This is a genomic window from Streptosporangium sp. NPDC006930, assembly GCF_040635605.1.
Taxonomy (GTDB): Bacteria; Actinomycetota; Actinomycetes; order Streptosporangiales; family Streptosporangiaceae; genus Streptosporangium.
Genome location: NZ_JBEYID010000034.1, coordinates 63,162 through 73,355, shown reverse-complemented (window position 1 = coordinate 73,355; position 10,194 = coordinate 63,162). Strand labels below are relative to the sequence as shown.

The window sequence follows — 10,194 nt, the reverse complement described above, 5'->3', positions numbered from 1 at the left end:
CGTCCCCTCGTCGGGCTGGTGGGCACCGGCCAGGGTCTTGATCAGGGTGGACTTCCCGGCACCGTTCTGGCCGAGCAGACAGTGCACCTCGCCGGGCAGCACTTCCAGGTCGACGCCGTCCAGGGCGCGCACTCCGGGGAACTGCTTGACGATCCCTCGCATGAGGAGCAGGGGGGTGACTTCCGACATGGGGCCTCGCTGGTTCATCGTGGGGCCGAGAAGACGTGGTCGCTGCTGAGCCTGGCCGCGCCGACCACGCCGGCGTCGGGTCCCAGCTCCGAGAGCACGATGGGCAGGTTGCCGGTCGCCAGGGGCAGCGACCGCCGGTAGACGACGCTCCTGATCTCCGCCAGGAGGAGGTGACCCAGCTGGGCCACCCCTCCCGCGATGATCACGAGGCCGGGGTTGAAGAAGCTGACGAGCCCGGCCAGCACCGTGCCGACCCTGCGCCCGCCGTCGCGGATGAGCCGTACCGCGTGGGCGTCGCCCATCTCGGCGGCCGTGGCGACGTCCTCGGCGGTGAGGGTGCCCGTCTCTTCGAGGCGCCGGCCCAGATAGACCGAGCGTCCGGCGATGGCCGTGGCCTCCCTGGCGAGGGCGGTCCCGCCGAAGTAGGCCTCCAGGCAGCCGACGTTGCCGCAGGCGCAGACGGGACCCTGGTCGTCGACGCGGATGTGGCCGATGTCGCCCGCGCTGCCGGAGACCCCCCGGTAGATCTTGCCGTCCACCACGATCCCGCAGCCGATGCCGGTGCCGATCTTGACGAGCAGGAAGTCGTCCACCTGCCTGGCCAGCCCGGCGTGGAGCTCGCCGAGGGCCATGATGTTGACGTCGTTGTCGACCACGGCGGGGCAGCCGAGAGCCTGGCCGACCGCCTCCCTGACGGGGTAGCGGTCCCAGCCGGGCATGATCGGGGGGGCGACCGGCACCCCTTCCCGGAAGCTGACCGGCCCGGGAAGGCCGATCCCCGCGCCGTGCAGCTGGGTGAACAGTCCCTGCTCACCCAGCTTGGCGATCATCTCCATCGCCTGGTCGAGCACGGCCACGGGGCCGTCGCGCACGTCGCACCGCTCGCTCAGGTGGCCGAGGATCTCCAGCTCGCCGTCGGTGACGACCACGTCGATCGAGGTGGCGCCGATGTCGACACCGGCGAAGCGGAGGTCTCCGGAGAGCCGCACCAGGCCGGACCTGCGCCCGCCGCGCGAGGCCGCGAGCCCCGCCTGCTCGGCCAGGCCCAGCTCGATGAGCCGGTCGAGTTCCAGGTTGAGCCGGGAGCGCGACAGGGCGGTCACGTCACCGAGTTCGGCGCGCGAACGCGCCCTCTCGCGCAGCAGCCGGAGAAGCGCGGCTTGGTACGCGTTCTCCGGCCGAGCGACGGTCCGCTTCACGACACCCTCCCTGTTCCGAGCAGGTGTGCAGAAGCTAACCCTCTTTAGATGGATTTGTGAATCACTTTTACCTAACGGTTCGCCGACTTTTGCAGCTATCAGCAAAAGTCGGCGAACTTGACCACTCCCGTCAGCTCACCCGGGTGAGCCTCCACTGCTGGTTGTTACCGGTTCCGCAGGTGGCCTGGGTGAGTTGCGTGCCGTCCGCGGTCGAGGCGCCAGGCACCTCGAGACACAGGTTGCTCGCGGCCGAGGTGATCTTCCAGGCGCCGTTGGTCCCTGCGGCGAACTTCCACTGCTGGTTGGCGGCGCTGTGGCAGGTCCACTGGATGATCGTCGCTCCCGACGCGGTGGAGGCGCCGTTCACGTCCAGGCACTTGCCACTCTGGACACCGGTGAGGGTGAAGGCGCCGCCCGCCGCGGCGGTGAACCTCCACTGCTGGTTCGTGCCGCTGCCGGCCGTCCACTGGAGCACCCTGGCCCCGTCGGCCGTGGACTGGCCCTCCACATCGGCCGCCTTGGAGCTGTGCACGGCGGTCAGCCGGTAGACGCCGCCTGCCACGGGTCCCTCGGTCGTGCCTCCCGTCGCGTTCAGGGTGAAGGAGTCGAGGTCGAACTGGTTCGCCGTCGGGTGCTTGAACACCAGGTACAGCGTCTGGCTGCCCGTCAGCGCCGACACGGAGGTGGCGGCCGTCTGCTGGTAGTTGTTCCAGCCGCCGGTGTTCGGCACGGATGTGGTGGCGAGCAGCTGCCCCGTGGGCGAACCCGCGCGCAGCTCGATGGAGCCACCGGCCGAGGCGGAGGAGAGCCGGTAGCTCACCGACGCCACCCCCTGGACGCTCATCGGCGAGAAGGAGATCCAGTCGTTGTTGGAGATGTCACCGACACGCTTGCCGTTCTGCGCGCCGGCCTGGTCGACGATCCTCACCCCGGACGAGCCGGTGAAGTACTCGGCCTGCTTCTGCCTGGGCTGCAGGATCAGGTTCGCGGTACTGGACAGGCCGCCCTTGTCGGTGTAGGTCGCGGTGAGGACGTAGAAGGTGTTGGCGTCGGCATCGTGACCCGAGTTCGTGGTCACCACGGTCCCCGAGCAGCCGGTGAACTGGCCGGTGTCGTGGCTGTGGGTGTCGTGGCCGAGCGCCGTGACCACCGTGACCTTGGAACAGTCGATCGTGCCGTCCTCGGGGTCGGTCACGGTCACCGTGTACGGCACCGAGTCACCGAAGTTGATGGCCGTGCCGTCGGGCGGCGAGCCGAACCTCACCACCGGTGCGGTGTTGCCGACCGTGATCGGCACCGTCGCCGAGCCCTTCTTGCCCGACGGATCGGTGATCGTGAGCTTGGCGGTGTAGTTGCCGGTGGTGGTGTAGGTGAACGAGGGGTTCGCCGCGGTGGAGTCGGTCGTGCCGTCGCTGGTGAAGTCCCACGCGTAGGTGAACGCGTCCCCGTCCGGGTCGGCCGAGCCCGCCGAGGAGAACTGGACGGTGAGCGGTGCCTGGCCGGAGGTGGGCGTCCCGCTCGCCTTCGCGACCGGGGCGCGAGAGCCGCCGTTGATGTAGTCGATGCGGTAGACGCCGTCGTCGGGGTTGGTGCCGCCGTAGCCGACCCCCCACTCGATGAGGTACATCGCGCCGTCGGGGCCGAACTTCATGTCCAGCGGCGACCTGAACCCGAGGTTGGACAGGAAGCGGTTGGTCTTCAGCATGTTGCCGCTGCCGTCCAGCCGCATCTCCATCAGGTAGTTGCGGCTCCACTCGTAGAAGAACGGGGTGTCGTCGAAGTAGGCGGGGAACTTCGTCTCCGAGGGGTTCGCCGCGTCGTAGTGGTAGAACGGCCCGCCCATCGGGGCCGCGCCGCCGCCGTTGCCCATCTCCGGCCACTCGGGCACGAGGTGGTAGTTGTACCAGACGGTGGCGGGCTTGACCGCGGGCAGGTTCGTCATGCCCGTGTTGTTGGGCGAGGTGTTGACCGGCGCCGAGCAGTTGAACTTCGCCCCCGAGGTGGAGGTGGCGAAGTTGTAGTCGTTGAACGGGATGTTGTTGCCCACGCAGTACGGCCAGCCGTAGAAGCCGGGCGACTTGATCAGGTTCCACTCCACGGTGCCCTCGGGCCCGCGGTTGGCGTTGGCGGAGCCCGCGTCGGGGCCGTAGTCGGCCGCCGAGATCCAGCCGGTCTCGGAGTCCACCGAGAACCTGAACGGGTTACGGAAGCCCATCGCGTAGATCTCCGGACGGGTCTGCGCGGTGCCCGGCGCGAACATGTTGCCCGAGGGGATCGTGTAGGTGCCGTTGCTCTCCGGGTGGATCCGCAGGATCTTGCCGCGCAGGTCGTTGGTGTTGGCGCTGGTCTTCTGCGCGTCGAAGTTGGAGCGGCCGGAACGCTCGTCGATCGGCGCGTACCCGTCGGAGGCGAAGGGGTTGATGTCGTCGCCGACGCCGATGTAGAGATTCCCGCCCGGCCCGAAGGTGAGATACCCGCCGGTGTGCCCCGGCTCGTCGACCCTGGTCGCGGGGATGGAGAGGAGCTTCTTCTCGCTGGACATGTCCAGGGTGTCGCCGTTCAGGGTGAACCGGGAGACCTGGTTGATCGCCGCGGAACCGGTCGGCGAGTAGTTGAGGTAGACCCAGCGGTTCGTCGCGAAGTTCGGGTCCAGGGCCAGGCCGATCAACCCGTCCTCACCGCCGGTGTAGACGCTCAGCGTGCCGGTGGTCACGATCTGGCCGTTGCTCTTGCGGATGAGCATGAGCTTGCCGGAACGGGCGATGTAGTAGACGTCGCCGTTGGGAGCGATGTCCAGGCCCATCGGCTGGTCGGGCGCGCTGTCGAGCGTCACCTTCTGGTACCGGTTCCACACGGTGCCGCCGCAGTCGCCCGCGGCGTTGCCCGCCGCCCACTTGACGCCGCCGAGCACGTGCTGGCGGAAGTTGGCCTCGTTGTAGGAGGCGCTCTCGTGCCCCATCGCGGTCGCCCACACGCGCCCGCCCTCGGTGCTACGGCACCAGGAGATCGGGTGGTCGGGGCCCATCTTGTTTCCGCCGGCGTCGTAGGTGCTCTCGTCGGCGGCGACCAGGACGTGGACGTCGCCCCGCATGTTCTTGCTGAAGTTGTACCACTCCTCGGTACGCGTCCAGCGGTCGGGCAGGCCCACGGTGGAGGGGTGCTTCTTGTCGAGGACCTTCGCGGTGCCCTGCAGGATGTTGGAGTGCGCGGTCATGTGCGCGCCGCCCAGGATGAGCTGGTCCCACCAGGGGAACTGCGTCTCGATGTTCATGTCCGTGGTGTTGTGGATCGCGACGATCCCGCCACCGTTGTTGACGTACCTCTGCATGGCCTGACGCTGGGCGTCGTTGTCCCAGACCATGCCGGAGTTCTGCAACATGATGATCGCGTTGAAGCCCGCCAGGCCCGCGTCGCTGAACACGCTCGAGTTCGCGGACTGGACGACCTCGAAGTCGTTGGCGGCGGCGAGTTGCTGAACCATCGTGATGCCGGACGGGATCGACGCGTGCACGTAGTCGGCGGTCTCGGTGAACAGCAGCACCCGGAAGGCGGCCGCCTTCGCGGCTCCCGCGTTCGCCGAGGCCATCGAGACCCCGGAGACCACGGATAACAGGAGCAGGATGGGGACCATTAAGGCGGTGAGCTGGCGGCGCATGGAATCTCCTGGGGGGTTAAGAAGGACATGCGAAACGAACCGGGCGGCCCTGATGGGCCGAACGGTGTGACGATGCCGGGAGAGAGCGGCAAAAAGTCGAAAAGCCTGGTGGTTTCTGGCTTATTTCCTCTCCATTTCAGGATGGTAAGGATGAGTTCTGACGACAGTCAAGCAAAAGATTGTCCAGTCAAGGCAGAAAGACGCGCTCCGCACGGCGAAAGCGGCTCCGTCCAGGCAGTCCCTTCAGGCCCCACCGAGTGACTCATTCGAATCCCGCATCGCCCGACCCGTTTTTGGTCATCCCAAACCAACCTCGAAACCGCCCCGGAACCACCCCGGGACAACAAAAAGGGCGCTCTCCCAGAGAGCGCCCTTCGACGAACGTCCGGCCGTCCACACGTCCCCGCCCGGCCATCACGGCCATCACGGCCATCACGGCCAGGCGGTCAGGCGGTCAGGCGGTCAGACAGTCAGCGTGCGACGCTCAGAGCATCGCCTTCATCGAGGCGGTCGCCTGCTCGCCGAGTGTCGTCGGGGTGAGGTACGGCTGCTCGGCGAGGATCGCCTCCCAGTTGTCCCGGATGTCCTCCACGGTGTGGTCGTCCTGCCGCCAGCCGGGCCCCTCGGCCACGAACACCCGCGCGATCCGGCCGCCACCGACGCTGAAGACCTCGCCGCTGGTCTCGCAGGCCTCGTGCGCCAGGAAGGTCACCAAAGCGCTGACCCGCTCCGCGGTGAACTTGGCCTCGAACTCCGCGGGCAGGAGCTCCTCGGTCATCCGGGTCCAGGCGATCGGCGCGATCGCGTTGGCCTTGATCCCGGCCCTGGCACCCTCGATGCCGAGCGTCTTGGTGAGGCCGACCAGCCCCATCTTGGCGGTGGAGTAGTTGGCCTGGCCGAAGTTTCCGAACAGCCCGGCCGGCGAACTGGTGTTGACGATGCGGCCGTATCCCTGCTCCTTGAGGTACGGGAAGGCCGCCCGGCTGACCAGGAAGGAGCCGCGGATGTGGACGGCGAGTACCTGATCGAACTCCTCGACGCTCATCTTGCCGAAAGACCTGTCCCGCAGGATGCCCGCGTTGTTGACGACGATGTCCAGCCGCCCGTAGGTGTCGATCGCGGTCCGCACGATCGCCTGGGCCCCCTCGGGGGTCGCGACGTTGTCGGTGCTGGCGGTCGCCTCCCCGCCGGCCTTCCTGATCAGCTCGACCACCTCGGCGGCCGGGCCCGCGGAGGCACCGGTGCCGTCCAGCGCCCCGCCCAGGTCGTTGACGACCACCTTCGCGCCGCGCTCGGCGAGCGACAGCGCGTGCGAGCGGCCGAGTCCGTGCCCCGCGCCGGTGATGACCGCGACCCTGCCGTCAAACCGCAGCTCTGACATCCGCAATCCTCCCACGAGAACATAATTCTAGTCGTCTGAACAATAGCCCGCCCGACCCTCGCGATGCCATGGGCACCCTCGGAGGTCACCCCACGACGGTGTCCGGGAAATCTTCCCGGACACCGCTCGCGAAACCGGGGCGAGTCGTCGGCGGCCCCCTCGACACCACCATGGGGACCATTACCGAGAAAGGCGCGCAACGGTAACCAAAAATGCCTGAGATCATTGCGCACAGTAAGCACCCGTGTTAATTTCTGCTAAAGTTTTTGCCTCACACGGGCGAGGGTCAACGACAACACCCCTCACTTTTTCCCAGTAAGGCCCCGCCCAATATTTTGGGCTGGAGGCCCTATATGTCCTTGTCGCCGCCCCTGCGCGTGGTCCAGTGGGCCACGGGCGCCGTCGGCAGATACTCCCTGCGCAGCCTGATCACCCGGCCGGAATTCGAACTCGCCGGAGTTCTGGTCTACGACCCGGACAAGGTGGGACAGGACGCGGGGACCCTCGTGGGGCTTCCCGAGGCCGGTGTCATCTGCACCGACGACGTCGAGGAGATTCTCGCCACGAAGGCCGACTGCGTGCTGCACATGCCCCTGCCGGCGTCCTACTTCGGCGGGGAGCATCCGAGCGACGTGGAGACCATCTGCGCGCTGCTCGCCACCGGCAAGAACGTCATCACCACCACCGGGTTCGTGTATCCCAAGTGCCACGGCCCCGGGGTGGTGGAGCGGCTGGAGGCCGCCTGCCGTGCGGGGGGATCGTCCCTGCACGGCACCGGTGTCAACCCGGGCTTCATGAGCGACATGCTGCCGCTCACGCTGACCGGCCTGTCCAGCCGCGTCGACCACATCTACGTCCGGGAGTCGTCCGACTTCCGGGGCCACCCGTCCCGGCAGATCGTGGTGGATCTGTTCGGCTTCACGCGTTCGGCCAAGGACTACGTCGCCGCGGTGCGCCCCTTCCGCGCCTTCCAGCGCTCGCTGTTCGCCGAGAGCGTCCAGTTCGTGGCCGACAACCTCGGCGTGGCCCTCGACGAGGTCGAGGAGAGCGACGAGTTCGAGCTCGCCTCAGAGGAGTTCGAGATCGCCGCGGGACCGGTCAGGGCGGGCACCGTGTGCGCCTCCCGCTGGATGTTCAGCGGGCTGGTCCGTGGCCGTCCCTTCATGACCGTGGAGTGCGTCTACAAGGCCGACGCCACCCGGGTGCGACGCTGGGCCGACCCCGGCTTCAGCGTCCACATCGAGGGCGTGCCCCAGCTGATGCTCACGGTCGACGAGATCTCCCACGGCCTGGCCGGCGCCGCCGCCCACGCCGTCAACTCCGTCGCCGCCCTCTGCACCGCCCCACCGGGCATCCACACCGCGCTGGATCTCCCCCTCGTCACCGGCCGGGGCACCGTCCGCCTCGCCTGAGGATCCTCCTCGGCCCCCTCCGAGGCATCCCCAGAGCGACACTTAGCACCTTTACCGAATAAACGGATATAAGCGCATTTGTGGATGCGTCAACATGCTGATCACCCGTGACGATCACCGGCTCCGCACCGTGTTTTTCCCGTTTTCCCGGCTCCCGGTTCCCTGTTTCACCGCCCTCGCCGGCCAGGCCCGTGAGACGTTCCCGCGAGCCCGGCCGGAGAATTCCCGAAGAATCAGGGGTGCGGGATGAAACGCCCGAAGCGGCCCTGGTGATACAGGAGCGGGCGCCCGCCGGGTTCGAGGCCGGTCTCGATGACGAGCCCTACGACGAGGACGTGGTCGCCGATGTCGACGGTGGAGTGGGGAGCGCAGACCAGGTGGGCCGAGACACCGCCCAGCAGTGGGGCGCCCAGGTGCCCGGGGGTCCAGGAGGTGGGAGCGGCGAAGCGGTCGACGCCCTTCCTGGCGAAACGCGAGGCCACCTCGGCCTGGTCGCTGGCCAGGACGTTCACCGCGAAGTGATCGGCCTGCCTGAGCCGGGGCCAGGTGGTGGAGGATCGGTCCACGTAGAAGGAGACGAGCGGGGGCGCGAGGCTCACGGACGAGAACGAGGTAGCGGTGAGCCCGACCGGGATGCCGTCGACCTGCGCGGTGACGACGACGACCCCGGCCGCGTGGACGGCGAGCGCCCGCCGGAAGCTCTCCGCGTCGACCGCGCGGCTCGACAGTGTCTCGGTCATGAAACCTCGCTCATGACGATGTGGGGTGCTACCAAGATGCTCCACTTGGTCACTTTTCCCCCTCCGAGGAACAAAGGACACCTTTCAGAACCCATTACGTCCGTCATCTCTTCCCGATGTCACGTACGGACCCTTTCCCCGAAGGCCGCGACCACCTGCGGGCCGACCCGGTCGACCCACGGGCCGAGGACGGCGTCGAGGTCGGGAATCCGCGACTCCAGCAGCGCGAGGCCCGGGGTGGGAACGGTCGCGCCGAGCTCCACCAGCAGCGGCCGGAGGTGGACCTCCACCGCGAGCGAGTGTTTGGCGTCACCCATCACCAGGAGCGGGAGTGCGACGGCGGAGGCGAGCGCGCCGCCCGGCAGCCGGTCGAGAAAGACCTTGAGCAGGCCGGTGTAGGTGGCCTTGTAGGTCGGGCTCGCCACCACCAGCACGTCGGCCCCGGCGACCAGCTCCAGCGCGGCCTTCACCTCCGGCGCCGTCTCGGGGGCGAACAGCAGCGGGGCGAGGACCGCCAGGTCGACGACCTCCGGAGCCTCCCCGTCCCCGATCCGCAGGGCGACGGTCTCCGCCGCCCGTACGGCCACCGCGAGGGTGCGCGATCCCGGTCGAGGGTTTCCCACCACGGTCACGACGCTCATGAGGCCACCGGCGCTTTCTGGTCATGGTCGATGTCGGAACGGAGAAGTCTCCACACCTCGTGGCGGTACTCGCCGAAGCGGGAACCAGCCCTCGGGGCACCTTCGCGGGGGCCGAGGTCCACCTCGACCACCCCCCGGATCCGGCCGGGCCGGGAGGTCATCACCGCGACCCTCTGGCCGAGACAGACGGCCTCGTCGATGCTCCGGGTGGTGAACAGGAGCGTCGTGCCGGTCTTCTGCCAGATTCGTAGCAGCTCCTCCTGGAGCGACTCCCGGGTCCCGGCGTCCAGCGCGGCGAACGGCTCGTCGAGCAGCAGCAGGGCCGGATCCGTCGCGAGGCTCCTGGCGATGGCGACGCGCTGGGGCATGCCGTGGGCGAGCTCGTGGGGGTAGCGGTCGCCGAGGCCGCCCAGCCCCACCAGGTCCAGATACTCCCTGGCCAGGTCGGCGCGCTCCCGCCTCGTGGCGGCCCTGCCCTCCAGCGCGAACTCGATGTTGGACAGCGCGGTGCGCCAGGGGAACAGCGCGTACTGCCGCAGGACGACCCCCCGGTCGAGGCCGGGCCCTTCGAGGGGGGTCCCGTCCAGCAGGATCCGGCCGGCGGTCGGGGCGGCGAGCCCCGCGATCAGGTCGAGGAGGGTGGACTTGCCGCAGCCGCTCGGCCCGACGAGGGTGAGAAGCTCCCCCGCCCGTACGTCGAGGTCGACGCCGGCGAGGGCGGCGAAGGAACGTCGGGTGTCACGGCCGGCGAACTTCTTGCCGACCCCCTGGATTCTGAGCTTCATCGGGCACCCCCGAGACGGGTGCCGCCGAGGGCGGGGACATGTCTGATCTTGATCACGATATGCGTCCTGTGGGATATGGGAGGAGACTGCGGGTCGATTCGTGATCACGGACACTGCGCACTGAACACGCGGCAGAGATCGACGTGCGTGCACCGAGTCAGATAGACGCCCATGGCAGAGAAACTACGCACC

8 protein-coding genes are annotated in these 10,194 nt (G+C 68.3%); 1 reads left to right on the top strand and 7 read right to left on the bottom strand.

The annotated features are described in order from the left end of the window. The 4 genes from ABZ664_RS37185 to ABZ664_RS37170 all read right to left on the bottom strand — a co-directional run. Window positions 1–189 (bottom strand): ATP-binding cassette domain-containing protein (locus ABZ664_RS37185; protein ID WP_362521484.1); only part of this gene is annotated, 189 nt, incomplete at its 3' end. A 14-nt stretch (window positions 190–203) separates the two neighbouring features. Next, the gene (locus tag ABZ664_RS37180) at window positions 204–1,388 is read right to left on the bottom strand and encodes an ROK family protein (RefSeq protein WP_362521482.1); all 1,185 of its coding nucleotides are present in this window, start codon (window positions 1,386–1,388) and stop codon (window positions 204–206) included. A gap of 130 nt (window positions 1,389–1,518) precedes the next feature. Next, complete coding sequence (locus tag ABZ664_RS37175) at window positions 1,519–5,043, bottom strand: ThuA domain-containing protein (protein ID WP_362521479.1); 3,525 nt, start codon at window positions 5,041–5,043, stop codon at window positions 1,519–1,521. 484 nt (window positions 5,044–5,527) lie between these two features. Then, complete coding sequence (locus ABZ664_RS37170) at window positions 5,528–6,424, bottom strand: SDR family oxidoreductase (protein WP_362521476.1); 897 nt, start codon at window positions 6,422–6,424, stop codon at window positions 5,528–5,530. Window positions 6,425–6,777: 353 nt separating this feature from the next. On the opposite strand from ABZ664_RS37170, the gene ABZ664_RS37165 reads away from it, so the two are divergent. Further along, the gene (locus ABZ664_RS37165) at window positions 6,778–7,836 is read left to right on the top strand and encodes a dihydrodipicolinate reductase (RefSeq protein WP_362521473.1); all 1,059 of its coding nucleotides are present in this window, start codon (window positions 6,778–6,780) and stop codon (window positions 7,834–7,836) included. A 233-nt stretch (window positions 7,837–8,069) separates the two neighbouring features. Here ABZ664_RS37165 and ABZ664_RS37160 read toward each other — a convergent pair whose 3' ends face one another. The 3 genes from ABZ664_RS37160 to ABZ664_RS37150 form a co-directional block, all read right to left on the bottom strand. After that, complete coding sequence (locus ABZ664_RS37160; protein WP_362521470.1) at window positions 8,070–8,576, bottom strand: flavin reductase family protein; 507 nt, start codon at window positions 8,574–8,576, stop codon at window positions 8,070–8,072. Between the two features lie 119 nt (window positions 8,577–8,695). Beyond that, a complete protein-coding gene (locus ABZ664_RS37155) occupies window positions 8,696–9,217 on the bottom strand; it encodes an NAD(P)H-dependent oxidoreductase (RefSeq protein WP_362521467.1) in 522 nt (173 codons plus the stop codon). Beyond that, the gene (locus ABZ664_RS37150; protein ID WP_362521464.1) at window positions 9,214–10,002 is read right to left on the bottom strand and encodes an ABC transporter ATP-binding protein; all 789 of its coding nucleotides are present in this window, start codon (window positions 10,000–10,002) and stop codon (window positions 9,214–9,216) included. The genes ABZ664_RS37155 and ABZ664_RS37150 overlap by 4 nt, the downstream gene beginning before the upstream one ends. Window positions 10,003–10,194: the final 192 nt, after the last annotated feature.

Bases quoted from the DNA above. Each gene is read 5' to 3' on its own strand.
- ABZ664_RS37160 (WP_362521470.1), bottom strand. From the start codon at position 8,576: ATGACCGAGACACTGTCGAGCCGCGCGGTCGACGCGGAGAGCTTCCGG.
- ABZ664_RS37165 (WP_362521473.1), top strand. From the start codon at position 6,778: ATGTCCTTGTCGCCGCCCCTGCGCGTGGTCCAGTGGGCCACGGGCGCC.
- ABZ664_RS37150 (WP_362521464.1), bottom strand. From the start codon at position 10,002: ATGAAGCTCAGAATCCAGGGGGTCGGCAAGAAGTTCGCCGGCCGTGAC.
- ABZ664_RS37170 (WP_362521476.1), bottom strand. From the start codon at position 6,424: ATGTCAGAGCTGCGGTTTGACGGCAGGGTCGCGGTCATCACCGGCGCG.
- ABZ664_RS37155 (WP_362521467.1), bottom strand. From the start codon at position 9,217: ATGAGCGTCGTGACCGTGGTGGGAAACCCTCGACCGGGATCGCGCACC.
- ABZ664_RS37175 (WP_362521479.1), bottom strand. From the start codon at position 5,043: ATGCGCCGCCAGCTCACCGCCTTAATGGTCCCCATCCTGCTCCTGTTA.